The organism is Crassaminicella profunda, from assembly GCF_019884785.1.
Classification (GTDB): domain Bacteria; phylum Bacillota; class Clostridia; order Peptostreptococcales; family Thermotaleaceae; genus Crassaminicella; species Crassaminicella profunda.
The window spans coordinates 4,520,455-4,545,628 of sequence record NZ_CP082326.1; the positions used below are offsets into that span (position 1 = coordinate 4,520,455).

Annotated in this window: 28 protein-coding genes and 4 riboswitches; of the genes, 14 read left to right on the plus strand and 14 right to left on the minus strand. The window is 32.2% G+C overall.

Going from position 1 to position 25,174, the window contains the following annotated elements:
• Nucleotides 1-70: 70 nt before the first annotated feature.
• The gene (locus tag K7H06_RS20840) at nucleotides 71-250 is read right to left on the minus strand and encodes a Flp family type IVb pilin (protein WP_223037914.1); all 180 of its coding nucleotides are present in this window, start codon (nucleotides 248-250) and stop codon (nucleotides 71-73) included.
• A 29-nt stretch (nucleotides 251-279) separates the two neighbouring features.
• Complete coding sequence (locus K7H06_RS20845) at nucleotides 280-612, minus strand: DUF192 domain-containing protein (protein ID WP_246637729.1); 333 nt, start codon at nucleotides 610-612, stop codon at nucleotides 280-282.
• A 100-nt stretch (nucleotides 613-712) separates the two neighbouring features.
• Nucleotides 713-800, minus strand: a riboswitch (cyclic di-GMP riboswitch).
• A gap of 235 nt (nucleotides 801-1,035) precedes the next feature.
• Here K7H06_RS20845 and K7H06_RS20850 point away from each other — a divergent pair.
• Nucleotides 1,036-1,470, plus strand: coding sequence for a hypothetical protein (locus K7H06_RS20850; protein ID WP_223037916.1), 435 nt, complete (start codon nucleotides 1,036-1,038; stop codon nucleotides 1,468-1,470).
• Between the two features lie 14 nt (nucleotides 1,471-1,484).
• Here the strand turns inward: K7H06_RS20850 and K7H06_RS20855 are convergent, their stop codons facing one another.
• Nucleotides 1,485-2,039, minus strand: a complete 555-nt coding sequence (locus K7H06_RS20855) for an RNase H family protein (protein ID WP_223037917.1) — start codon at nucleotides 2,037-2,039, stop codon at nucleotides 1,485-1,487.
• A gap of 105 nt (nucleotides 2,040-2,144) precedes the next feature.
• Between K7H06_RS20855 and K7H06_RS20860 the strand changes: the two genes are divergently transcribed.
• Nucleotides 2,145-2,486, plus strand: a complete 342-nt coding sequence (locus K7H06_RS20860; RefSeq protein ID WP_223037918.1) for a hypothetical protein — start codon at nucleotides 2,145-2,147, stop codon at nucleotides 2,484-2,486.
• A gap of 18 nt (nucleotides 2,487-2,504) precedes the next feature.
• Here K7H06_RS20860 and K7H06_RS20865 read toward each other — a convergent pair whose 3' ends face one another.
• Entirely contained in the window at nucleotides 2,505-2,771 is a 267-nt protein-coding gene (locus K7H06_RS20865; protein ID WP_223037919.1) for a cysteine-rich small domain-containing protein, read from the minus strand.
• A gap of 173 nt (nucleotides 2,772-2,944) precedes the next feature.
• On the opposite strand from K7H06_RS20865, the gene K7H06_RS20870 reads away from it, so the two are divergent.
• Nucleotides 2,945-3,649: a LysM peptidoglycan-binding domain-containing protein gene (locus K7H06_RS20870; RefSeq protein ID WP_223037920.1), complete on the plus strand. Its 705-nt coding sequence runs from the start codon at nucleotides 2,945-2,947 to the stop codon at nucleotides 3,647-3,649.
• A gap of 40 nt (nucleotides 3,650-3,689) precedes the next feature.
• Here K7H06_RS20870 and K7H06_RS20875 read toward each other — a convergent pair whose 3' ends face one another.
• Nucleotides 3,690-3,872 carry a hypothetical protein gene (locus K7H06_RS20875; protein WP_223037921.1) on the minus strand — a complete coding sequence of 61 codons (183 nt, stop codon included), beginning with the start codon at nucleotides 3,870-3,872 and terminating at the stop codon, nucleotides 3,690-3,692.
• A gap of 299 nt (nucleotides 3,873-4,171) precedes the next feature.
• On the opposite strand from K7H06_RS20875, the gene K7H06_RS20880 reads away from it, so the two are divergent.
• The 5 genes from K7H06_RS20880 (at nucleotide 4,172) to K7H06_RS20900 (ending at nucleotide 8,594) form a co-directional block, all read left to right on the plus strand.
• Nucleotides 4,172-4,855, plus strand: coding sequence for a response regulator transcription factor (locus K7H06_RS20880; protein WP_223037922.1), 684 nt, complete (start codon nucleotides 4,172-4,174; stop codon nucleotides 4,853-4,855).
• 1 nt (nucleotide 4,856) lies between these two features.
• The gene (locus tag K7H06_RS20885) at nucleotides 4,857-6,272 is read left to right on the plus strand and encodes a sensor histidine kinase (RefSeq protein ID WP_223037923.1); all 1,416 of its coding nucleotides are present in this window, start codon (nucleotides 4,857-4,859) and stop codon (nucleotides 6,270-6,272) included.
• 81 nt (nucleotides 6,273-6,353) lie between these two features.
• The gene (gene htrA / locus K7H06_RS20890) at nucleotides 6,354-7,547 is read left to right on the plus strand and encodes a serine protease HtrA (protein WP_223037924.1); all 1,194 of its coding nucleotides are present in this window, start codon (nucleotides 6,354-6,356) and stop codon (nucleotides 7,545-7,547) included.
• 139 nt (nucleotides 7,548-7,686) lie between these two features.
• Nucleotides 7,687-7,860, plus strand: coding sequence for an asparagine synthase (locus K7H06_RS20895; protein WP_223037925.1), 174 nt, complete (start codon nucleotides 7,687-7,689; stop codon nucleotides 7,858-7,860).
• A gap of 158 nt (nucleotides 7,861-8,018) precedes the next feature.
• Nucleotides 8,019-8,594 (plus strand): YhcN/YlaJ family sporulation lipoprotein, encoded by a 576-nt coding sequence (locus tag K7H06_RS20900; protein WP_223037926.1) that lies wholly within the window; start codon nucleotides 8,019-8,021, stop codon nucleotides 8,592-8,594.
• Between the two features lie 43 nt (nucleotides 8,595-8,637).
• On the opposite strand, the gene K7H06_RS20905 is transcribed toward K7H06_RS20900, so the two are convergent.
• Nucleotides 8,638-8,958, minus strand: coding sequence for a hypothetical protein (locus K7H06_RS20905; protein ID WP_223037927.1), 321 nt, complete (start codon nucleotides 8,956-8,958; stop codon nucleotides 8,638-8,640).
• Between the two features lie 162 nt (nucleotides 8,959-9,120).
• Here K7H06_RS20905 and K7H06_RS20910 point away from each other — a divergent pair, with 162 nt between their 5' ends.
• From K7H06_RS20910 to K7H06_RS20920, 3 genes are all read left to right on the plus strand, one after another.
• Complete coding sequence (locus K7H06_RS20910; RefSeq protein ID WP_223037928.1) at nucleotides 9,121-10,215, plus strand: hypothetical protein; 1,095 nt, start codon at nucleotides 9,121-9,123, stop codon at nucleotides 10,213-10,215.
• A gap of 259 nt (nucleotides 10,216-10,474) precedes the next feature.
• On the plus strand, nucleotides 10,475-12,925 hold the full coding sequence (locus K7H06_RS20915; RefSeq protein ID WP_281426025.1) for a heavy metal translocating P-type ATPase: 2,451 nt from the start codon (nucleotides 10,475-10,477) through the stop codon (nucleotides 12,923-12,925).
• 178 nt (nucleotides 12,926-13,103) lie between these two features.
• Nucleotides 13,104-13,436: a metal-sensitive transcriptional regulator gene (locus K7H06_RS20920; protein WP_425514928.1), complete on the plus strand. Its 333-nt coding sequence runs from the start codon at nucleotides 13,104-13,106 to the stop codon at nucleotides 13,434-13,436.
• Nucleotides 13,437-13,460: 24 nt separating this feature from the next.
• On the opposite strand, the gene ribH is transcribed toward K7H06_RS20920, so the two are convergent.
• Genes ribH through ribD form a run of 4 tightly spaced genes read right to left on the minus strand, consistent with a single transcriptional unit; the run spans nucleotide 13,461 to nucleotide 16,915 of the window.
• Nucleotides 13,461-13,922 carry a 6,7-dimethyl-8-ribityllumazine synthase gene (ribH, locus tag K7H06_RS20925; RefSeq protein WP_223037929.1) on the minus strand — a complete coding sequence of 154 codons (462 nt, stop codon included), beginning with the start codon at nucleotides 13,920-13,922 and terminating at the stop codon, nucleotides 13,461-13,463.
• A 2-nt stretch (nucleotides 13,923-13,924) separates the two neighbouring features.
• On the minus strand, nucleotides 13,925-15,133 hold the full coding sequence (locus K7H06_RS20930; protein ID WP_223037930.1) for a bifunctional 3,4-dihydroxy-2-butanone-4-phosphate synthase/GTP cyclohydrolase II: 1,209 nt from the start codon (nucleotides 15,131-15,133) through the stop codon (nucleotides 13,925-13,927).
• Between the two features lie 29 nt (nucleotides 15,134-15,162).
• Entirely contained in the window at nucleotides 15,163-15,813 is a 651-nt protein-coding gene (locus K7H06_RS20935; protein WP_223037931.1) for a riboflavin synthase, read from the minus strand.
• A gap of 1 nt (nucleotide 15,814) precedes the next feature.
• A complete protein-coding gene (ribD, locus tag K7H06_RS20940; RefSeq protein ID WP_223037932.1) occupies nucleotides 15,815-16,915 on the minus strand; it encodes a bifunctional diaminohydroxyphosphoribosylaminopyrimidine deaminase/5-amino-6-(5-phosphoribosylamino)uracil reductase RibD in 1,101 nt (366 codons plus the stop codon).
• A gap of 113 nt (nucleotides 16,916-17,028) precedes the next feature.
• Nucleotides 17,029-17,146: riboswitch (FMN riboswitch) on the minus strand.
• A gap of 377 nt (nucleotides 17,147-17,523) precedes the next feature.
• On the opposite strand from ribD, the gene K7H06_RS20945 reads away from it, so the two are divergent.
• Both K7H06_RS20945 and K7H06_RS20950 read left to right on the plus strand, forming a co-directional pair.
• A complete protein-coding gene (locus K7H06_RS20945; RefSeq protein WP_223037933.1) occupies nucleotides 17,524-18,714 on the plus strand; it encodes a glycine C-acetyltransferase in 1,191 nt (396 codons plus the stop codon).
• A 53-nt stretch (nucleotides 18,715-18,767) separates the two neighbouring features.
• The gene (locus tag K7H06_RS20950; protein WP_223037934.1) at nucleotides 18,768-19,748 is read left to right on the plus strand and encodes an L-threonine 3-dehydrogenase; all 981 of its coding nucleotides are present in this window, start codon (nucleotides 18,768-18,770) and stop codon (nucleotides 19,746-19,748) included.
• A 177-nt stretch (nucleotides 19,749-19,925) separates the two neighbouring features.
• Here K7H06_RS20950 and K7H06_RS20955 read toward each other — a convergent pair whose 3' ends face one another.
• The 4 genes from K7H06_RS20955 to K7H06_RS20970 all read right to left on the minus strand — a co-directional run bounded on the left by K7H06_RS20955 (nucleotide 19,926) and on the right by K7H06_RS20970 (nucleotide 24,527).
• The gene (locus tag K7H06_RS20955; RefSeq protein ID WP_223037935.1) at nucleotides 19,926-21,119 is read right to left on the minus strand and encodes a GNAT family N-acetyltransferase; all 1,194 of its coding nucleotides are present in this window, start codon (nucleotides 21,117-21,119) and stop codon (nucleotides 19,926-19,928) included.
• A 14-nt stretch (nucleotides 21,120-21,133) separates the two neighbouring features.
• The gene (locus tag K7H06_RS20960; RefSeq protein ID WP_223037936.1) at nucleotides 21,134-22,054 is read right to left on the minus strand and encodes a DUF2156 domain-containing protein; all 921 of its coding nucleotides are present in this window, start codon (nucleotides 22,052-22,054) and stop codon (nucleotides 21,134-21,136) included.
• A 204-nt stretch (nucleotides 22,055-22,258) separates the two neighbouring features.
• Entirely contained in the window at nucleotides 22,259-23,629 is a 1,371-nt protein-coding gene (locus tag K7H06_RS20965) for an alanine/glycine:cation symporter family protein (RefSeq protein WP_223037937.1), read from the minus strand.
• Between the two features lie 135 nt (nucleotides 23,630-23,764).
• Nucleotides 23,765-23,843: riboswitch (glycine riboswitch) on the minus strand.
• 3 nt (nucleotides 23,844-23,846) lie between these two features.
• Nucleotides 23,847-23,924, minus strand: a riboswitch (glycine riboswitch).
• Nucleotides 23,925-24,083: 159 nt separating this feature from the next.
• Nucleotides 24,084-24,527: a Fur family transcriptional regulator gene (locus tag K7H06_RS20970; protein ID WP_223037938.1), complete on the minus strand. Its 444-nt coding sequence runs from the start codon at nucleotides 24,525-24,527 to the stop codon at nucleotides 24,084-24,086.
• A gap of 158 nt (nucleotides 24,528-24,685) precedes the next feature.
• Here K7H06_RS20970 and K7H06_RS20975 point away from each other — a divergent pair, with 158 nt between their 5' ends.
• Nucleotides 24,686-25,159, plus strand: coding sequence for a hypothetical protein (locus K7H06_RS20975; RefSeq protein WP_223037939.1), 474 nt, complete (start codon nucleotides 24,686-24,688; stop codon nucleotides 25,157-25,159).
• The last annotated feature ends 15 nt before the right edge of the window (nucleotides 25,160-25,174 follow it).

Sequence of the window (25,174 nt, forward strand, 5' to 3'; positions counted from 1 at the left end):
TTTTTGTTGAAAAAATGGCCCTACATTTTAAATGTGGGGCCCTCTCTTTATGCAATACCTTTTATGTATATTAAGAACCTGCAGGAGGATTGATTGTATCTAATGTATTATTAAACATAGCTGTAATTCTAGGGCCGAATAAAGCAATGATTGCGATAACTGCTACAGCGATTGCTCCTAAGATCAAACCGTATTCTGTCATACCTTGACCTTTTTCTTCAGTGATTAGACCTTTTAATTTTTTTAGCATATGTATCACTCCTTTTTTATGTGTGTTTTTTACCCCAATTGAATCGTATTTCCCAATTTTGTTTGGGTTTTTTTAATTTTTCCAGCTGGAAGTTCTATAATTTCTATTGTAAGAGGATGGATTTTTCCGATTCTTCCAGGACGTAAATTTTCTTCTATGGCTACAACTTGTCTAAAAGAATCTAGATGCAATACATCAATGTTGTAACCCATGAAAAAGGTGTGAATACCTCGGCAGGGTTGAATATAAAGCGCACAATCTGAAGGTAGATTTTTTGAAAACATGAGTCCTTTTAATCTTTTGTAGAAAGTGTTGGCTATATGGACCTTTGTTGCCAAAATCTGACCATTATCTAGATTCATGAGCTTCAATAAACATTCACCCCCTATAAAAAATTTAACCCTGCCTTTACCGAAAGGAAAGACAGGGTGATGAGGACGGACTAGTAAGTGCCTATCATCCTTCGGTAACTGGCTGGCATAGTGTAAAATACACCGTAGCCCCTATAGCTTTGCGCCACTGGCTTTCACCAGCTTTGCCATTATCGAGATTTTGTTGCACCTGATTCTTAAGTAAATTATATAGGTGATGAAACTACCTAACAATAGGTCGGTAGAACTATTTTCTACAAATTCTGACATGAAATAATTTAGAGAATATTTTTAAAGTTTACGGTTAAAATATTGATTGTTATAGAAAACAAAGCATTCTTTTATAGAAAAATAGAAGGAATTTGTCATAATAAATAGAATAGGATATGTAAATGATTTGAAGGAGGAGTACAGATGAATTGGGATGAGCTTTTTAAAGAAGGAGAACAATTGGTAAGTGATCGAATGATCTCTGAAGCTATAGAACATTATAAAGGAATTATGGAAAAAGCAGAGGATAATCAAAAAATATACTATTGGGCATTAAAGCATTTAGGGGATGTAGTGGGATATGCAGGGATTAAAGATTATCTTCAAGCAATAGATATTTATCAAAAGATTATTAATGAATATGAGGAAGACGATGATACATTATATAATTGGTGCCAATTAGATATTGCTAAGGCGTATTTAGAAATGGGAATGGAGATGTTTGAGAACTTTGATAATATAAAAGAGATTGTAGAAATGGAAGATTCAAATATGGAACAATACTTTGGCAAACTCCTTCAAAAAAGAAATGATTATATTGAAAGAGAAGCAGAGATCCTTTATAAGGAAAGAATGTAGAAGACCTTCTAAATTTAGAAGGTCTTTTCTCTTAACTGATCAATTCCTTTATTTGCTAAAGCATCGGCTACAATATTCATTTTTGTGATATAGATGAATTCCTCCATAGAGAAATGATGGCCATTCCATGTTTTAAATTTTTCATACCATTTGTTCATTTGAGAGGAATTGTTAATATTTAAGTGTCCCTTCACCCGATAAAAATTGATATTTTTTTGTCTATTAATTTCTTCTAATAATTTTTCCCAAAGTTCTTTATTTTCTACAGGTTTTTTACTTGCGTTTATCCAGCCGTTCATCTGCCATTTTATGTACCACTTTTTTGTGAAACATTCAATCAGGTAGGAGCTGTCAGAGAAAATATTAATAACAAGATTCTCTTTTTTTAGAACTTTTAAACTTTCTAATAGTGCAGTCATTTCCATACGATTATTTGTAGTATTTTTCTCTCCTCCATATAATTCTTTTTTATGTTCACCGTATTCTAGGGTAGCTCCCCAACCTCCTAAATTATTTTCATTTTGATTTCCAGAACAAGCACCATCTGTATATATGTTAATAGCTTTCATTTAATCAACTCCTTCTCAATTATTATACCAAATCATTTAAATTTCATTGAAACTTTTGCGTTTTTTTGAATATAGATAAAATAAAGAGTTTAGGGAGGGTAAAATATGTGTATCAGAATAGTATCTCTATCCATCACGCCAAAAGAAGTATTAGAACTTTTAATGGGGGAAATAGATGGAGATTTGATACATTATGAATATCATCAGATCAAAGAGAATATAGGATTTGGTAATGCTGTTTTTGAAAAATTTTATACAAGGATGAAATCACAAAGAATGATGATTGTCAGTATGGAAAATATAGAAAATATAACAAATGCTACAATCATTCTTTCTTCTAACCATGAGGAAGACACCTATAGGCTAGATTTTGAGATAGAAGATGAATGTATGGAAGAAATATTAGAAATATTAGATGGATATATTATTGATGAGAAAATAGAATAACAGGTAGCTTCCTACCTGTTATTCTTCATCACGCTGGCTACCGATACGAATGACTTCCTTCATTTTTGACATAACATAATCATAGGCTCCTTTGCCATGAGGAATCAAGCAATCGCTACAATCTTTTACACCATTTGTATACTTAAAATTTCCACCGCATTGATCCTTTAACATATATAGTGGACAAAAGCAGAATAGACAGTTAAAATCTTTTTCATCCTTAACTTTGTGACAGGGAAAATATTCACATTTACTATTTTGATGGAATTTAAAATTTTCACTCATATAATCATCTCCTTCAATAGATTTTTAGTTATTTTTTATAGATGATAAATTTACAGCTTTGTATGGTCTCAATTATAAGTGTAACATATTGGAAGGAACTTGGGAATGAGGGTGTTACATTTATTAAGTATATGCATATAATGTATTATGCTTAAAAAAGGAGTGAAAATTGAATGCATCCTGCATTAATAAGAAAATGTCCAATAGGAACTACGTTATACACTGTAAAAAAGGGTGACACATTATATAATATTGCAATGAAGTACAATACTAGGGCGCAATTTTTAGCTTATATCAATAGACTTAAAGATCCAGATAATCTTAAGATCGGGCAACCCCTTTGTGTTCCCAAAAGACCTGTTGTGCCACCTTGCCTGAATGGGAGATATTATACGATTCAGTATGGAGATACACTATATAAGCTTGCGAAAGAGAATAAGATTTCTGTACAAGAATTACAAAGAGCGAATCCCTTTATAAATCCTTATAATTTGATAATAGGCCAAATGATTTGTATTCCTAAAAAGCCTATGGAATGCAAAGATGGGCAAGTATATATGGTGAAAGAAGGGGATACTTATTATATAATTGCAACTAAATTTGATGTATCTTTTAATGCCTTAAGGAAAGCTAATCCCAATTTTGATTTAGAAAATTTACAGATAGGTCAAGAAATTTGTATTCCTTCATCAAAGCCTTCAGTCATTTGTCCAGAAGATAAGACTTATATTATAGAGGAAGGTGAAAATTTATCGAGTGTGGCAGAAAAGTTTGTTGTTAGTGCAGCAGATATTCTAAAAGTAAATCCAAATATGATACCGAGTGAATTTATACCAGGGAGATTGATTTGTATTCCAACAGAAGAGGTACCTGTTTAAATAAAAAGCAACTCTGCTAGACTAGTAGAGTTGTTTTTTATTAAAATTTGTGTTGATGAATTTCTTTTAATGATATATTGTATGCATTATCACTATAGTCAACAAGTTGTGTTTTAAAGGATGTTGAATCACTTGTATCGATAAACCTTGCACCTTTTAGAGAACCAGTGCTAATCAGTAAAGCTCCTACTATTAATAGGGTGATTATTTTTTTTATTTGCATAGAAAAAACCTCCTAATAAATGAAAATTTAAAAGCAACATGGATATTATAATGCAACGCATACCACATTGCAATATGTTTTTGCAAGTATTATTGCATACATAAATTCAAGTATTTGTTACTATAAAGATATAAAAGATTTTTTCACATATTGTAACAATGTTTATAAACAATAGAGGACTTTATTTATATTATAGAATGTAGTATAATGCAGACAATATTTAACAGAAGCTATAAATATGCAAACTAGGTGATTTTGAATGGGTGATATAACGAATTTGAATAGAGGAGGGATGGGAAGTGTCTGAGAGGAAAATCCTTATAGTAGATGATGATTATAATATTTGTGAACTAATAGAACTTTATCTAAAAAAAGAAGGGTATATTGTAATGAGTACTCATAATGGATTAGATGCAATAGAAATATTTAGAGAAGAAACCCCTGACCTTGTTGTTTTAGATATTATGCTTCCTAAAATGGATGGGTGGGATGTTTGTAGAGAGTTAAAAAGAATAAGTAATGTACCTATTATTATGCTAACAGCAAAGGGCGATACCTTTGATAAGGTTTTAGGATTAAAATTAGGTGCGGATGATTATATGGTAAAACCTTTTGAACCACGAGAATTAGTGGCAAGAGTTGAAGCAGTCCTAAGAAGAACAAATACCCCAGGCTTGGTTACAAGGCAAATGATTCTACCTCATCTTTTGATTGATATGGATCTTTATGTGGTAAAAATAAATGATCATACTTTTTCATTACCACCAAAGGAGATGGAACTCTTATATTTTCTTGTAAAAAATCAAAATAGAGTTTTTAGTAGAGAACAACTCATTGAAAATATATGGGGTTTTGATTTTGATGGAGACAATAGAACGATAGATGTACATATTAAAAGACTAAGAGAAAAATTAGAACCCTTAAAAAATAAGTATGAAATAAAGACTGTTTGGGGGGTTGGATATAAATTTGAGGTGAAGTGATATGTTTAATACAGTTTTTAAGAAACTTTTAAGTACTTATTTTGTTATTATTGTGATAACTTTCTTGATTCTAGGATTACTTTTTTCTCAACTTTTTGGGAGCTATTTTTTCAATAGGAATGAAAGATTGTTACTTGAAGAAGGAGAAAAAATTAATGAGTTGGTTATTGATTATCTAAATGGATATATTACTCGTGAAAGATTAAATTTAGAATTACAATCAGTAGAGCGTTTTTTAAATACCCGTATATGGATTATCGATAAAAGGGGAATTATTTATGGGGTTTCCAGTGATGAAGAAAAATGGATTGGAAAACAAATTACAAAGAAGGATATGTTAGAAGTACTAAAAGGGCGTACCATTGTAAAAAAAGGAATTTATGAAGAAAAAGGGAAAACTCCTATGGTAACGGTAGGTGTACCTATATTTATCAATGGAAGAGTAGATAATGCCATTATTATGCATTCTCCTTTATACGAAATTACAAAGGCTATAAGAGAAGTTCATAAAATCATATGGACAGCCATGTTGGTTTCTTTTTTTATTTCCTTTATTATATTATATGTTGTTTCAAGAAAACTATCTGCCCCTATAAGGGAAATGGGACAAGTAGCTCAGAAATTAGCAGAAGGAGATTTTCATCAAAGAGTAACAAGCTATGAGCAAGAAGATGAAATTGGTAAAGTTACAAAAACTTTTAATGTTATGGCAGAGCAATTAGAAAAAATAGAAGAAAATAGAAGAAGTTTTATATCTGCTGTTGCTCATGAGTTAAGATCTCCATTAACTTTAATAAAAGGATTTATACAAGGGATGGTAGATGGAACCGTAGAAGACCATGAGCAAGAGAAATATTTAAATATTATTTTAAGAGAAACCAAGAGGCTTACTCAGCTAATAGGGAATTTATTAGATATACAAAAAATGGAGTCTGTGGAATATCCAATTTATCCTCAAGGATTTGATATAAACGAATTGATTGTAAGAACCCTTATAAAATATGAAGAGGAAATCAATCAAAAGGAGATAGCCGTAAATATTGACCTTCAAAAAGAGCAAGGAATAGTCTTTGCAGATAAGGATGCTTATGAGCAGGTAATCATTAATTTATTAGATAATGCTATGAAATTTATAAAACATTCGGGGAAATTAAATATAAAGAGTTATTATCTAAATAAAAAAGTATGGGTAGAAATTCAAGACAACGGAATAGGCATATCCAAAGAGGAGCAGCAAAAGATATGGGATCAATTTTATAAAGTGGATGAGTCAAGGAATAGAAATAAAAAAGGTACGGGTTTAGGATTATACATTGTAAAAAGAATTATTGACCGGCATGAAGAAAGTATAAAAGTGGAAAGTGAATTAGGAGTAGGAACAACTTTTACCTTTTCTTTATCACCAAAAGAAAAATAGCTTTTGTTCACAAATTGTTCATATTCTGTTCATAACCTTCTTTTAAAATAAAGTTATCAACAATTAAGAGGTGATAATTTTATGGAAAGTGAACAAAGAGAGCAAGAAATTATTGATGTGCCTGCATTCTATTATGTAGAAAATAAAGAGGAAAAAAAGCCTAAAAAAAGAAGAAAGTTAACCCTTATGGTGATTATTTTGGTGTCAGCCTTGATCGGGGGAGTTATTTCTAGCTATGTGATGCCTGTATATGTATTTGGCAATTTGATTCCTTACCCGCAAAATTATTTTGGTTCTGATGTAAAACAAGTGATTAATGTAAATCCTAAGAGTACAGAATTTTTAGTATCTGCCGTTGCAAAAAAGGCCATGCCATCTGTTGTAGGGATTACAACAAAAAGTATTGAAAGAGATTTTTTCTTTGGACCAAGAACATCAAAGGGATTAGGAACAGGAGTAGTTGTAGACAAAAGAGGATATATACTGACTAATGCCCATGTAGTAAACAATGGAAATGTTGAGGAATTAAATGTATTATTTGATGATGGCACCAAAAAAAATGCCAAAATACTTTGGAACGATCCAGCACTAGATTTAGCGGTGATTAAAGTGGATGGTGTAAATGTAACTCCTGCAGATCTAGGAAATTCAGACCATTTACAGGTAGGAGAAGTGGCTATTGCTATAGGAAATCCTTTAGGAATGGAGTTTGAAAAGACGGTCACATCAGGGATTATTAGTGGGCTAAACAGAAGCGTAGAAATTAATAATAATGAAAGAATTGAAAATTTAATCCAAACAGATGCATCTATCAATCCAGGAAATAGTGGAGGACCACTTCTTAATAGTAAAGGAGAAGTAATTGGTATCAATACAGCTAAAATGAAGTCTGGAGAAGGATTAGGATTTGCTATTCCCATTAATATAGCAAAGCCAATTGTGGATCAGTTTATTGAAAAAGGAGAATTCAGAAAAGTATATATAGGAATTCAAGGGATGAATGTAAATGTATTTGAAAGAAGTACAGGAATAGATTTGGCTCCTGAGGAAGGGATCTATATAGCAAGAATTTATAAAGATTCTCCTGCAGCTAAAGGCGGTTTAAATACTGGAGATATAATTGTTGGCGTAGGGAATAGTAAAATAACTAGTATGACCCAATTAGTAAAAGAGCTTTATAAACACAGACCAGGAGATACGATCAATATTAAAATTATGAGAAATGATCAAGAAAAAACTTTAAAAATAAAATTAGAAAAAATACCTACAAATTAAGAATAAGCCAGTTTAAAAGCTGGCTTTTTTTTTGAAAAAATTTTATTTAACTTCCCATATCTGATAAGTTTTGGTATGGATAAAAAGAAAAAAAGGTAGCAACATAATAATGAACTCCAAAAATAAAGGAGGGATTTATGTGGAAGTTCGTGAAGGAGCAATACCAACAGCTTTAGGTTCAGCTGTTACTATTACAGGAGCCATTATGAAAAGAAAAGAAGTTGCACCTATGATTGCTGCAGGGATTGTAGGGTTTGGATTGGCTCATATTCTTCTTGGTGCAGTAGATATGGTACAACATAATCATAGGTGATAAAAGATAGGCGAGGTGTGTCCTCGCTTATTTTTTATACATTACCTTTTGGGATTGAGAAATAATACAAACATTAGATAAACTTTCAAGCCATATAAAAAGAAAAAACAACAGACAATAAGAATGTAAAGTGAATTAAAATAGAAAGGAGCCTAACAATGAAAAAGCATAGAAAATGTATTTCTGTAATAGCGGTTATTTTTGTGTTCGCAGCCTTTTTAAGTTTAGGTTGTACACCAGCTAAAAGACCTATTCCAGAAACAAATCGGTATGACAATAAAGTGGTTCCAAGAGAAAATCGTTATGATACAAATCAAAATATGACAGATATGTATGATAATGATACCATTCCAGACAGATATGGGGATCAAAACGATTTAACCTATGATAATATTCCAAAGAACATGGATAATTATGGTATCAATGAAAAAGGCGAAAATGTAACTTTAGAGAGAGAAATTGAAAGAATGTCAGGAATAGAAGATGCAGTAGTGATTCTAGACAGAAATACTTGTTATGTAGGAGTAGATACGGATACTGGAACGCCTGTTGAAAACATGAAAGCAACCCAAACCACTATTGCAAGTAAAGTAAGAGAAAAAATGCCTAATGTATCAAGAGTATACGTTACTTCAGAAGAAGATCGCGTAAAAAGATTAAGAGGCTTTAGAACAAATATAATGAATGGAAGAGATGTTAGAGATTTTGTTGATCAAATACAAGATTTATTCTAAATCAAAAAGGTTTCTCCATGAAGGAGAAACCTTTTTAAAGTAATTATTTGCACTTATGATTGTTCATGCACTGCATAGCACGAATTTTAGCAGCTTCTGCTTTACACATATAAGCCATATATTCATTCATATGTTCTGCACAGCATAGTTCTTCTTCATCATAGTCTCCCATCATAGGAGGGCACATAGGCATTTGAGGACAACCCATACCACCCATCATAGGCATTTGAGGATAAGGCATTGGCATACCGCCCATCATAGGCATTTGAGGCATTGGCATACCACCCATCATAGGCATTTGAGGATACATTGGGCACTCGTACTCATTACCATAATCTTTCATATAATCATCACATCTAGACATTGTATTTCCCCCTTGCAATTATTTAAGATGTATTTTGTTCTCTCTGTTATAACATATGCATTATTAAGGAATTGTGACACAATAAAAAAGTATCAAGTAAGGTACCTAAAATAAAAATTATTTACGTATCCTGTACAAGAAGAATGTATGGGAGGAGATAAAATGAAGAAAAAAGTTAGTTTGATTTTAGTATTTACGTTAGTATTATCTATTTTTTGCATACAAGGGTATGCGTATGGTTCTAAAAAATTTGTACCGCCAGGATTGGCTAAAAAGGGAGGTCTACCACCAGGATTAGCAAAAAAGGAAACTTTACCACCTGGGTGGGCTAACAAAGTTAATCCATCAGAAGAGGAAGAGATCATAGAAGAAACAGGATTAACAGGAATTGTGAAAGAAGTAGATGAAAATACTTTAAAAATTAAAATGAATACAGGACTTTTTATCTTAGAGATAGAAAATTCTACAATAATCAAGATAAATGGTGAAGCTGTTAGTTTAGACCATATAGATGTTGGAGATGAAATAAACATTAAAATTCATGATCAAAATAATTTGATAGAGATTGATCGTGCTAACCAAAAGAGGACACAGTTTGTTACAGGAAAATTACTATGGATTGAAAATGAAGAAAAAATTGCTATAAAAGCAAATGAAGACATTAAAACCTATAAGATAGCAGAGAATGTAAAGGTATATATTCATGACCAATTAAAAACTTTAGGGGATTTAAAAGAAAATGAAATAATAAAAGTTAGGGTAGAGGATGACAAGATAACATTTATTAAATGGAATCCCAGTGTTTTAGTAGAAGATATAATTTTTAAAGGAACTATTCATACAATAGATCAGGATGAAAAAGAAATTGTTGTAAAAAATCAGCATGCAATAAAATTATTTAAAATTCATGATGATACGATGATAAAAATTGATGGAGATGAGGAAACTTTTAACTACCTAGAAAAAGGTATGATTGTTCAGGTATTTTTTGAAGAAGATAAGGTTGTAAAAATACTTGCAGAAAAATTAGAAAACAGATATGAAGGAAAATTAATCAAAATCCAGTCTGGATTACATCATGAAATAACAATTGAGTTAAAGGATGAAACAAAAGACTTTATCATTGATGAAGATGTAGAAATTGAGAATGAAGATGGGGAAGAAATAGACTTTGTAGAATTATTTGATAAAATTAAAAGTCAAGTAAAAATAAAGACAGAAAATAATAAGGTTGTTTTTATAGAAGTAGAAGAATAAAGGAGTGAGCTATGATTCTGATTGAATCATAGCTTTTTTATTATACATAGAAAATACACCTATTCAATCATAATATTTTAGCACGTATTCATAACCTTTTTTTCTATGAAGAGGCACTTTGCTTTGAATAAGGGCAGAATCTCTGGAAAAACTAAAATAAAAACAAAGATATTTAAGAGCAGCTTTACTTGACAAAATATAAAAAAATAGATAATATAAACATATACCTTAGGGGGGTATAGTATAAGGAGGTGCAAAAATGTTATCTAAAAGATTTAAGATACAAGGAATGAGCTGTGCAGCTTGCGCTAGAGCTGCTGAAAAAGCTGTGAAAAAGTTAGACGGGATTACAGAAGCTAATGTTAACTTTGCTACAGAAAAGTTAGTGTGTACTTATGATGAGAGTAAAATAGCATTAGAAGATATAAAAGAGACGATAAAAAAAGCAGGCTATACAGCTATGGACGAGGAAAATACGAAAGAAATCACTATTGGGATAGAGGGCATGACCTGAGCAGCCTGCACAAGAGCAGTTGATCGTGCTATCAACAAATTAGAAGGAATAAAATCTATAAATGTGAATATAGCCACTAATAAGGCTACGATTGTTTATGACATGAACAAGGTCAGAATAGCAGAAATAAAAGAGGCTATAAAAAAAGCAGGATATACCCCAGCTGAAATTGAGAAAAAGAATCAAACAGATGAAAATAAAGAAACTCAAAAAAAAGAAATCAATATTTTAAAGAAAAAATTTATTGTATCTTTAATATTTGCAGTCCCTTTATTGTATATTGCTATGGGACCGATGATTGGATTAAAATTACCAGAGATGATAGATTCAGTTAAAAATCCAATGAATTTTGCTTATGTACAAATACTTTTGGTAATTCCTGTATTGTTTGCGGGCAATAAGTTTTATATAAAAGGAATCAGTGCAATTTTTAGGAAGAGTCCAACGATGGATTCGTTAGTAGCTATGGGAACGGGTGCAGCTGTTATTTATGGATTTTATGCAGCCTATAGAATTGCTATTGGAGATGTTCATTATGCCCATGATTTATATTTTGAATCAGCAGGGGTGATTATTACATTAATTCTTTTAGGAAAAACCTTAGAATCTATAAGTAAAGGAAAAACGTCTGAAGCTATAAAAAAATTGATGGGACTTACTCCAAAGACAGCCATAGTGATACAAGATCATCAAGAAATAGAAGTATCCATAGAAGAAGTAGAGGCAGGAGATTTGATTATTGTAAAACCTGGAATGAAGATTCCTGTAGATGGAGAAGTGGTAGAGGGAAATACGTCAGTGGATGAATCTATGCTTACAGGAGAGAGTATTCCTGTGGAAAAAAGAAGAGGAAACAAAGTTGTTGGAGGAAGTATCAATAAGCAAGGGGTTATAAAATTTCGTGCAACAAAGGTAGGAAGTGATACAGCCCTTGCTCAAATTATTAAATTAGTAGAGGAAGCTCAAGGATCAAAAGCACCTATTGCAAAAATGGCAGATATTGTTTCATCCTATTTTGTACCTGTAGTGTTTGGAATTGCTGTACTTTCTGCATTAGCGTGGCATATAAGTGGTGCTAGTCCTGTATTTTCTTTAACCATATTTATTGCGGTTATGGTTATTGCTTGTCCTTGTGCATTAGGTCTTGCTACACCAACAGCTATTATGGTTGGAACAGGAAAGGGTGCAGAACATGGGGTTTTAATCAAGGGAGGAGAAGCCCTAGAAGGAGCTCATAAAATACAGACGATCGTATTTGATAAAACAGGAACTATTACAGAAGGAAGACCAGAGGTAACAGATATTATTACGGTTGGAGAAATAGATAAAAACAAATTACTTCAAATTGCAGCTTCTGCTGAGAAGGGTTCAGAGCATCCTTTAGGAGAAGCTATTGTAAAAGGTGCAGAAAAAGAGAAAATTGAAATATTAAAAGTGGAAAATTTTTATGCTATCCCTGGACATGGTATTGAAGTACAATTAGAAAATAAAAATGTGTTATTAGGGAATCGTAAATTGATGAAAGATAAAAATATTAATTTATCCATATTAGAAGAAGTTTCAGACAAATTGGCAGCTGAGGGAAAGACGCCTATGTATATAGCTATAAACAATAAGCTTTCAGGAATTATTGCTGTAGCAGATGTTGTCAAAAAAAGCAGTAAAGAAGCCATTAGAAAGATTCATGAAATGGGTATAGAGGTAGCCATGATTACAGGAGATAATAAAAGAACAGCAGAGAATATTGCAAAGCAAGTGGGCATAGATAGGGTTCTTGCTGAGGTGTTGCCTCAGCATAAAGCAGAGAACGTAAAAAAAATACAACAAGAGGGTAAAGTTGTAGCTATGGTTGGAGATGGTATTAACGATGCACCTGCATTAGCGTCAGCGGATATTGGTATTGCTATAGGATCAGGTACTGATGTGGCCATAGAGTCAGCGGATATTGTGCTCATGAGAAGTGATTTATTAGATGTAGTTACTGCCATTAAATTAAGTAAAAGTACCATTAGAAATATCAAACAAAATCTATTTTGGGCATTTTTTTACAATTCATTAGGCATTCCTCTAGCAGCAGGATTATTTTATGCTTTTGGAGGACCACTACTTAATCCCATGTTTGCAGGAGCGGCTATGTCACTGAGTTCTGTATCTGTTGTGAGTAATGCTCTTAGATTAAAAGGGTTTAAACCTTAAGGAAGCAATTGTAGATTTACAAGGGAAAAATGCTATGGTAGAATTAAATCAAGATATGGATAATACTCTATTGAAAGAGGCTGTAGAAGAAGCAGGATATGATGTTATAGGAATGAAAAACATTTAGCCCAAAAAGTCTTAGATAATATCTAAGACTTTTTTTATAAGGAGGAGCGGGATGAGTAAACTCGAAAAAAATTCAGTGAAAAATCATTGTGAAAAAAAGATGAATGAAAGACATGTAGATAGACCAGAAAAAGTAAATAATGCTTTAATAAATAGACTAAATAGGATTGAAGGACAGGTAAGAGGAATCAAAGGAATGATTGAAAAAGGTGTATATTGTGATGATGTGCTCATTCAAATAGCAGCAGTTCAATCAGCAATGAAAGGGGTAGCTAAATTATTATTAGAAAGTCATATGCATACTTGTATTGTAGATAAGATTAAATCGGGGGATGAAGATGTGGTAGATGAATTTTTAAAGACTATTGAACGAATGATTAAATAAAAGGCGGGAAAATTCCCGCCTTTTTTAAAATTCTTTTAATAAGTTGGCCATTTCAATGGCTGTAACAGCTGCATCATAACCTTTATTTCCAGCTTTTGTACCAGCACGCTCGATTGCTTGTTCGATGGTATCTGTTGTAAGTACACCAAATATTACAGGAACTTCAGTTTCTAAGGATACATGTGCAATTCCTTTAGTCACTTCATTAGATACATAATCAAAGTGAGGAGTAGATCCTTTTATTACAGCACCTAAACAAATAACACCATCATATTTTTGGGATTTTGCCATTTTTTTTGCAATTAGTGGAATTTCAAAGGCACCAGGAACCCAAGTAATTTCAATGTTTTCTTCTCCAACACCATGACGTTTTAAACCATCTAATGCACCAGATAATAGTTTACCACCGATGAATTCGTTAAATCTTCCTACAATAATACCAAACTTTAAACCTTCTGCAATTAATTTACCTTCATAAATTTTCATGTCTATTCCTCCTCAAATTTTAACATATGGCCCATTTTTTCTTGCTTTGTTTTTAAATAAAATTCATTTTCCTGCGTGTAATCTATTTGAATAGGGACTCTTTCTACAACTTCAAGATCATAACCTGAAATACCTGATATTTTCTTTGGGTTATTTGTCATTAATTTTATTTTTTTGATTCCTAGGTCAGATAGAATTTGTGCACCTATCCCATAATCTCTTAAATCTTCAGGGAAACCAAGGGCTAAATTAGCCTCTACCGTATCCATTCCTTCATCTTGAAGGGCATAAGCTTTTAATTTATTGATAAGACCTATCCCTCGTCCTTCTTGACGCATGTATAAAAGTACCCCTCGTCCTTCTTTTTCTATTTTTTGTAATGCTGTAGCCAATTGATCTCCACAGTCGCATCGAAGGGAACCGAAACAATCACCTGTTAAACACTCTGAATGAACACGGACTAAAGCTGGCTCATCCCTTTCCAAATCACCCTTTACCAATGCAACATGGTGTTCGCCATTTAATTTATTGATATAACCTACGATTTTGAAGTCTCCATATTTGGTAGGCATATTGGCTACAGTTACTTTTTCTATAAAGACTTCATTCTCTCTTCTATAATTAATTAGGTCTGCAATAGTAATAATTTTTAAATTGTGCTCTTTTACAAATTCCATCAACTCTGGGGTTCTTGCCATGGAACCATCTTCACTCATGATTTCGCAGATAACTCCAGCAGGATAAAGTCCCCCAAGGCGTGCTAAATCTACTGCAGCTTCTGTGTGGCCCGCTCTTTTTAATACGCCACCCCTCTTTGCTGCTAGAGGGAATACATGTCCTGGTCTTCTAAAATCCTCTGGCTTTGAAGTAGGATCTAATACCTTCTCTATTGTGTGGGCTCTTTCAAAAGCTGAAATTCCTGTAGTTGTGTCTTCTGCATCAATAGATACTGTAAAGGCAGTCTCATGATTGTCTGTATTGTGACTAACCATTTGAGGCATGTCAAGTGCTTCTAATCTTTCCTTTGTAATTGGCATACAAATTAAGCCTCGTCCATATTTAGCCATAAAGTTTATAGCTTCAGGGGTTACTTTTTCAGCAGCCATTAATAAATCCCCTTCATTTTCTCGATCTTCATCATCCACAACAACCACGATTTTTCCTAATTTTATATCTTCAATAGCTTCTTCAATGGTGTTAAATTTATACATAATTGATCACCTCATTTAGATTATATTTTTTAAACAAATCCATGCTCACTTAAAAAATTCATATCAATATTACTTTTCTCTATGGATTCGCTTTTAAAGGATAAAAGCTTTTCAACATATTTTCCAATCATATCGCATTCAAGATTAACTAACGTCCCAATGTTTTTGGATAAAAGGGTTGTAACATCTTTTGTATGGGGAATGATAGAAACTTTAAACAGAGTATCGTCTACATAGGCAACGGTTAAGCTGATGCCATCAATGGTAATAGAACCTTTTTGAATAATGTATTTCAAAATCGTAGAAGGTGCAGCAATGGAGACCCATATAGCATTATCTTCTTTTTTGAAATCTTTAAGGATGCCTGTTCCATCTATATGGCCACTTACCAAATGTCCGCCTAAGCGATCTCCTAATTTTAAAGCTCTTTCAAGATTTACTTTGTTTCCAGGAACTAAGTTTTTCAAGTTACTTCTTCTCATGGTTTCTGCCATTACATCTACTGAGAAGGTGTGAGTTGTAAAATCTGTAACAGTAAGACATACGCCGTTTGTAGCAATACTATCTCCTAAAGCAACACCTTCTAGAACTTTTTCTGCATTTATAACAATTTTTGCTGATTTTGTGTTCTTTGAGACGGATTGAATCATTCCTATTTCTTCTACAAGGCCAGTAAACATGTTAAGCCTCCTTTCTTATATAGGCTTCAATCATTAGATCATCGTGTATGGTAGACACTTTCATGTCTTTTAATAAAATTGCATCTTTCATATATTGAAATCCTTGTCCACCTATAGGTGTCTTTGCATCTATTCCACCGATAATCTTAGGAGCAATAAAAGAAATAATTTTATCTACAATGTTTTCCTTTAATGCTGAATAATTAAGGGTAGCACCACCCTCTAATAAAATGCTATCTATTTTTTTCTTACCTAAAGCATCCATCAGGTAAGATAAGTCTACTAAATTCTCTTTAAGGGGTGTAATGATTATTTCAGCGCCACGTTCTTGTAGGGCTTTCATTTTTTTAGCATCTGCAAGATTTGTTGTAGCAATAATCGCTTTTATATTTTTACAATCTTTAAGTACCAGAGCATCTAGAGGAATCCTGCCATGAGTATCTACAATAATTCTTGTGGGATTTGTTCCTTCCATGTCATCAAGTCTTGTAGTAAGGAGTGGATCGTCAGCAAGAACTGTACCGATTCCAACCATAATACCCGATACTTGATGGCGCATTTTATGAACAACCTTTCTAGAACTTTCATTGCTAATCCATTTAGAATCTCCTATGCTTGTTGCGATTTTTCCATCTAATGTCATAGCTGTTTTCAATATGCAAAAGGGAAGCTTTGTAGTAATATATTTTACAAAAATTTCATTCAATATCCTTGCTTCTTTTTCCAATACACCGGAAATTACTTCTATGCCATTATTTTTAAGAATCTCTATTCCTTTTCCAGAAACTAAAGGATTCGGATCTTTCATGGCTATAATAACTTTTTTGATTCCTTTTTCTACAATGGCATGGGCGCAAGGAGGTGTTTTACCATAATGAGAACATGGTTCTAATGTTACATACATAGTAGCGCCTGTTACATCTTCTTTTGCATCATGAAAAGCATGGATTTCTGCATGGGCTCCTCCATATGCTTTATGATAACCTTGTCCAATGATTTTATTGTTTTTCACAATGACGGAACCTACTAAAGGATTTGGATTTGTATATCCTTTGCCGCCTTTGGCAAGTTCTAGTGCTCTTTTCATGTATTTTATATCCATTTTTTCATCTCCATTTTAAGTAAAATAAAAAGCCCTGAAAATAGTATTTTCAGGGCTTGAGTATTCTATGTTAAAATACGCAAAAAACGAGCATAATTAAATATGACTGTATTTTTCATCTTCTATCATCCAGACTTTACTGTCGGTCTTGGAATTTCACCAAGTCAACCATATTTATGGCTCGCGGACTATACCGCCGGTCGGGAATTTCACCCTGCCCCGAAGATTCTATGTAATTTTACAAATATGTTAACACGTTTTTTTTTATATGTCAACAGGAATAAAATTAAATTATATGGGAGGATTTTGAATAAAGTAGAAAGCAATTATGCGTAATACGAAACATTTTGAAAAATAAAAAACATTTAGAAATCGTATTGAAATATGACGGATATAGTGATATACTGTCCGTAATAGACGGTCATTCATAAAAACTCTTTATGGGTGGTTATCCCTTTTAAATTTAATAAAATATTTTGTAGAAATCAGTAGTCTGTTGGAAATAAAGACTATTTAATAGATTGATATATATTTTAAAATCATCTTTTAATAAAATACAAATGTACGCAATACACGAACAAATATAAAATATTCAGGAGGTATAAGGAATGTCAAGTAAAAATTTAGAAAGATTTCTAAAGGAAAATTTAGAAGATTTAAAAAGCAGAGGACTTTATAATGTTATTGATCCACTACAAGGAGCCAATGGACCTGTTATAAAAATTTCTGGAAAAGAATTGATTAATTTATCATCTAATAATTATTTAGGGTTGGCTACTCATGAAAGATTAATAGAAGCAACTATGAAAGCAACTAAGAAATATGGAGTTGGAGCTGGAGCTGTTAGAACAATCAATGGAACATTAGATATCCATATTGAGCTTGAAGAAAAATTAGCAGCATTTAAACATACAGAAGGAGCAATCGTTTTTCAATCAGGGTTTAATTGTAATATGGGAGCTATTGGAGCTGTGATGGATAAGAATGATGCTATTTTATCGGATGAATTAAATCATGCATCCATCATTGATGGATGTAGATTATCAAGGGCAAAGATTATTCGATATAAGCATTCTGATATGGATGATTTAAGAAGAGTTGCAAAAGAAGTGAAAGAATCAGGACAATATAATAAAATCATGGTGATTACAGATGGTGTATTTTCAATGGATGGAGATATTGCCAAGCTACCTGAAATCATAGAGATTGCAGAAGAATTTGATTTGATTACTTATGTAGATGATGCTCATGGTTCAGGCGTATTGGGAAAAGGTGCAGGGACTGTGAAGCATTTTGGATTATCTGATAAGGTTGATTTTCAAATAGGAACTTTATCAAAAGCAATCGGTGTTGTAGGTGGATATGTTGCAGGGAAAAAGGATTTAATTGATTGGTTAAAGGTTAGAGCTAGACCGTTTCTTTTCTCAACTTCCATAACACCAGGAGCAGCGGCAGCATGTATTGAAGCTGTTGGTATATTGACAGAAAGTACAGAGCTTCATGATCGATTATGGGAAAATGGAAACTATTTAAAGAAAGGATTAAAACAATTAGGCTTTGATATTGGAAAAAGTGAAACACCTATTACGCCATGTATCATAGGAGAGGAAACGAAAACACAAGAATTTAGTAAAAGACTTAATGAAGAAGGGGTATATGCCAAATCAATTGTATTCCCAACTGTTCCAAAGGGCACAGGAAGAGTTCGAAATATGCCAACAGCAGGGCATACGAAGGAAATGCTAGATAAAGCATTAGCAATCTATGAAAAAGTAGGCAAAGAAATGGGAATCATCTAGACGGGGCAAGATAGACTTTCTAAATGAATTATAATAATTTGGAGGTATATTAAATGAAAAAAATATTTGTTACGGGTGCATTGGGACAGATTGGTTCAGAATTAGTGATGAAAATGAGACAGGTCTATGGAAATGATCAAGTAGTAGCGACAGATATAAGAAAGCCAGAAGATCATAGAGTTGTACAATCAGGACCTTTTGAAATATTAGATGTAACAGATGGAGAAAAAATGCATGAGCTTGCAAAAAAACATAAAGTAGATACCATGATTCATTTAGCCGCATTGCTTTCAGCAACGGCAGAGAAAAATCCAGTATTTGCTTGGAATATTAACATGGGTGGACTTGTAAATGCATTAGAAGTAGGCCGAGATCTGAATTGTAAATTTTTCACACCAAGTTCCATTGGTGCTTTTGGACCATCTACCCCAAAGAACAATACACCTCAAGATACAATACAAAGACCAACAACCATGTATGGTGTCAATAAAGTTTCGGGAGAGTTATTGTGTGATTATTATTTTCATAAATTTGGAGTAGATACAAGAGGCGTTCGTTTTCCAGGACTTATTTCATATGTAACACCTCCAGGTGGTGGAACGACAGATTACGCAGTAGATATTTATTATGAAGCATTAAAAAAGGGAAAATATACTTCCTATATTGCAAAGGGAACTTATATGGACATGATGTATATGCCAGATGCATTAAATGCAATCATAAAACTAATGGAAGCAGATCCTTCAAAATTAAAGCATAGAAATGCATTTAATATTACGGCTATGAGCTTTGAACCAGAACAAATTGCATCTGAAATTAAAAAACATATAAAAGAGTTTAAGATGGATTATGATGTAGATCCTGATAGACAGGCTATTGCTGAAAGTTGGCCAAATTCTATTGATAAAGCAGCAGCAGAAGAAGAATGGGGATTTAAGGCAGAATATGATTTAGTGAAGATGACAGAGGATATGCTTATAAAGTTAGAAGAAAAAGGAATCAAAAATGATTCAAAGATCTTATGCAAAAAATAGAGAATCCATTTTGGATTCTCTTTTTTACTTTTTAAAAATCATAAAATTAAAAGCTGTAGATAACTTATGATTAAAAAATCAAATGTTCAATTACTTTGAGTAAGTTTCATTACAAAAGAGTGGTTTTGTAATGAAACTTACGAGATGAGCATATGCGAGAGTGTAATGCGAATTTTTTTAGAAAAATTCATTGATATAATTGTTTTTACAATAAAAGATTTTAGATAAATTTTTTAATAGAGATGGATTATGAATGATGATTTTTTCTAAAAAAATAGTTTCATGTAGATCTATTGTACCAAAGAAAAGCTGTGTAAAAGTACTAATATCACATATTACATCAATAGCATCTATATTACTTTTCTGGACAGAGGCTTTTCCCTTTGAAATTTTTATAACAAAGGAACAATCATTCCAGGTTGCATAGGAATCTTTTATTCTTATAGAGAATGAAAAGTTCATATCCTTTGGAAAAGAACTATTCTCTAGAGCATTTTTAAAATGGATGATTCTGCCGCACATGAATGGATAAATGCGTACACTATTTGTTGGCGATGGTTGAATGGTATCTCTTAAAAATAGATGAGTAGGATCATTGTATGGAGTAGACCATTGGGCATTCATTGCTTGAGATTTGTGACTATATATAAAGCTAAAGATCAATTTTTTTGCCCTAATATTTGTATAAGCTATTTCTTTTGCAGTGAATTTGCCGTCTTTTATAAAATAAAGAATATAGCCAGTAGGATTGTTTTCTTCATCTTTTAATAGACAAGCATGGCCACCATAGTATATTAAATCCTTTAGAATGTAATCCCAGTTGGTTTTATTTCTCTTTACATATCCATGATGATTTTTTAAGAAAATTTTATAGATCTTGTTCAAATCTTCAAAATCTTTATTTAGATCAATTCTAGAAAAATTACCGCTTTTTTCTCCATTAGCAAAGTGGCCTATAACATCTATATGTGTATTGTATTGAAGTTGACTGTAACATAATTCCCATCCATAACGACTATAAAAGGTCGTATCGAATGGCATGAGGATAGAAACGTAATGATTTCGTCTATTCATTTCATCTATTGCTTTTGGGAGCAAAATTTTCATGAGTCCCTTGTTTCTATACTCAGGAGATGTAATGACGCCTACTATATAAGAGGTTTGAAAAGAAGATCCGTTTAAATGAAGGGTATAAGGATTTAATTGCAAATAACTAATAAGTATATCTTCATGGAAAATACCTATGGCATTTTCTGGTTTAAATACTTCTTCAAAATACCAGCTATAAAAAGGTTCATCCGTTTCAAAAGCATATCCCCACAATTTTTTTGCAGTAAGGGTATCCTCCTTTGTTAACAATCTTGTAATCATCTGTTTCCTCTCCTTTATTTGTTGAAAGTACCATCATACTTTTCAATCATTTTTATAGGACGATAGGACTCTTTTGCCTTTTTTAGGTTTGGAAGACCCATATCTTCTTCACGATTTACATAGGTTACATCTATACAAGAGTGGTTGCAAAACTGTTGATTAATAGCTTGATATAAACCACGAAATTTTGTGTTTGCCTTTTCAATATGAACAACCATAGTTTCTTCATCTAGTTTTGCCCCTAATGTGAAAGCTTCAACCTGGTCGTTGATTAAAATGGCACCACCATAAGCACCTAATGCTTTCCTATTTTTTAATGCTTCATAAACGGCCATTTGTTCTAAATCAATTAAATGAGCTTCTAATGAAGTATAATCTTTTGACTCTAAAAGACGTGTATTTAACCTAAGACAATCTTCAATGAGTTGATCTGTTAGGGAGACGTATTTGTGTGGAGTATTTCTCATAAAGTAATTAAAATGATTTTTTTTTGAATGTAGTTTCCGTCCCTTCAACCCAATTAAATCTTCTGCTAAATAAACATAATCAAAATTTGCAGCATCAGGGGTGAAATTTAAGTTGGGGTTAGCCTTTTTAAACGTTTCAATCATATGTTTTGGGAGTAATTTTATATTAAAAGGATGACCTATTTCTTCAAATCTATTTTTAATTTCATCAATTGCTAAAGATAGTTTGTGGGTATTATATTCTTTTATGCTTAATGGAGGAAGAACAAAGAATTCTTTATAGTTCATATTTAGATGATTGATCCCTGAAATACACAAAAAATCATGGATGATTTCATATTTAAATTCATTAAGATGTCTCCACATAAAAAGGCTTGTAAAGGTTAGTCCGGAAGTCTTATAAGGATAACTACAGATATATTTTTCAAATAAAGCTTGGTCCTTTAGTGTAATATTATTTTTAAACATAAGCATCTCCTTTAAAATTTTTGTTACTTTTCCTATATACCCTAATCTATTTTATTTTAACCAAGGATAAAAGTTGACAGTCTACATTATTCTAATATAATTATTATTTTTGTCAAGGAGAGAGAACAAAGGTGCCCGCCAGTTCAGTTATTCGGTTATTGAATGAACCAAACAACTAAACTGACGGGCACTATTTTTCTATTTTTAAGCAACTCTTTTATTCAATTGTTTTTCATTTTCTAATTGTTTGAAATACAATTTTGTTTCTGCCACAATGACACCACTTAATCCAATTAAACCAATAAGGTTTGGAATGGCCATTAATCCATTTACGATATCTGCTAAAATCCAAATGGTATCTAATTTTAAGAAAGCGCCTATTGCAATTAAGAATATATAAGTATATTTAAAAGGTTTAATCCATTTAACACCTAAAAGGTATTCAGTACATCTTTCACCATAATAGTTCCATCCTAGTATAGTTGTAAAAGCAAAGAACATAAGACCAATGGTAACGATCAATTGTCCTATTCCTGGTAGAGCCTGACTAAATGCTGAATTGGTCATGGCTGCTCCCTCTAAGTCTCCTTGCCATGCGCCAGTTAAGATCAATACAAGTCCTGTCATGGTACATACTACAATGGTATCGAAGAATGTACCTGTCATAGAAATAAGACCTTGGCGAACACATGATTTTGTTTTTGCAGCAGCAGCGGCAATAGGTGCACTACCAAGTCCTGATTCATTAGAAAAAACTCCTCTAGCAATACCATTTCGAATAGCCATCATAACTGTTGCCCCTAAAAATCCTCCTCCAGCAGCTGTAGGGGAAAAGGCGCTTTTTATGATTAAAGCAATGGTACTTGGTACTAAATCAATATTCATTAAAAGAACAATAATTGAACCGATAATATAAAATACTGCCATAAAAGGAACTAAGAGTTCAGCAACTCTAGAAATACTTTTGATACCACCTAAGGTTACAAGGGTTACAAGTATAGTAAGAATAATAGCGGTAACGATAATTGGTAGTCCTAGGGTTAGTTTTGCAGCGTTTGCAATGGCATTTACTTGTGCGAAAGTACCAATTCCAAAGAATGCTACACCAATACCGAAGATAGCAAACATTTTTGCAAGAAATTTATTCCCTAATCCCTTTTCAATATAGTACATAGGGCCTCCTGACATTTGACCATTGTCATCCACGACTCTATATTTTACAGCTAAAAGTCCTTCACCATATTTGGTTGCCATACCAAAGAATGCTGCGATCCACATCCAAAATAGTGCACCCGGTCCTCCTGCTTTGAGTGCAGTTGCAACCCCAACAATATTACCAGTACCAATAGTTGCTGCTAATGCTGTACAAAGGGCAGCGAAACTGGATACGTCTCCTTCAGCAGAAGAATCTGTATCTTTTGAAAATAAATATTTTAATGCTAAAGGTAATTTTAATACTTGAAGTAGACCTAGTCTGATGGTTAGATAGATTCCTGTACCAACTAGTAAGATCAATAAAGGTGGGCCCCATACAAAAGAATCGATTTGATTTAATAATGCAGTTAATTTTTCCATAATTTCCTTCCTCCTTGTAAGTGATTTTAAAATTTAAAAGTCAAAGGGAAGGCTTTTTTTATAACCTAAAGGAAAATAGATTATAAAAAAGCCAAATCAAATGAAAAAATGATTTGGCCTCTAGAAAACATGTTACTCTGTCCCTTTTACCTGAGAGTTTCACCTATAAAAAATAGGCTTGCTCCTTCGGTGCTCATATAGAGTCTCTCCAGAGGCTCGTCCAATAATGGTCCCATTTACCTGAAAGAGTTACTTCTTCGGTGGATCAAATTGATCTCTCTCCCATTATCTTCATCCGAAAATATTCACTTGATAAAAAATTCACACTTAAACTACTTGCTAAGATGATAACATTCAATGGAAATTATTACAATACCTTATGAAAAAGTTGTAAAATTCTAATAATTAAATAAAGAATATAAGAACCATCAAAAAAATCCTCGTAAGGAAATAGCTATTCTTTAGAGGAATTTTTTTTCTGACATTTTGAACAATAACCATATAATTCAAATTTGTGATCTGTTAAAGTAAAGTTTTTATGATCAAACTTAGAAAGTATTTCTTCTAATGGACAAAAATCAATAGGTTCTGTTTTTCCACATCCTTTACATATGATATGGTGATGATGGGAAGCACGAGAAATAAGTTCATAATGAGCAGTGGTAGCGTGTATATTGGTTTTATGGATTATTCCTAGATTTTCTAAAATTTCTAAATTTCTATAAATCGTAGAAAAATTGGTTTTGGCATATTTTTCTCTAGTTTTTAGATAAATTTCTTCAGCAGATAAGAAATGTTTTTTATGATGGAATAAGACTTGTAAGAGTGCTTTACGCTGATTTGTAAGCTTATATCCTTGATTTCTTAAATTTCTTTCTATTTCTTTTTGAAGGGTCACATAGGTCACTCCTAAATTTTTTTATTATAATTATTTTATAATAGCTTTTATTAGGATTCAATAAAAAGAAAAAAATAATGTTAGTCCTTTGTTATAACTTAGGTGTTTGATATAATGAAATAGAAAATTCTTTCAATTAGATCCTAATAAATGAGGATGTGATCAAAATATTTAATTTCTTTAAAAGAAAAAGCCATATAGAAAATACTATGACTATAAAAGAGAATACCCAAAAAGATTGTGAGATGAGAACTGTTTTAGAGGAAGGACAAGAATCGTTGAAAGAAATAGAAAAAAGACTTTGTCAGATGAAAGATCATAAGGTTTTTGTTAGGTTACTTTCTTTTGTTGCATATTATTCTTTTATTATAGAATTTTATAAGGGCAATATAGAGCAAATTATATCCGTAAAAGAATTATTATTATTAAAATATATTCACATGATCAAAGACATATTAAATAATTTTCATGAAGAGAGTGCGTTGAAAACCCAGAAAGAAGAATTATTAGAAACATTAAGAACCATCAATGAAAAATTGTATGCAACGATTAAAAATATAAAAGAACAGCAGGAATTAGATTTGAAGGTAGATTTAAAAACCATACAAGACCTTATTCAATCAGATTTTTAAAGTTTACGAAAGGAA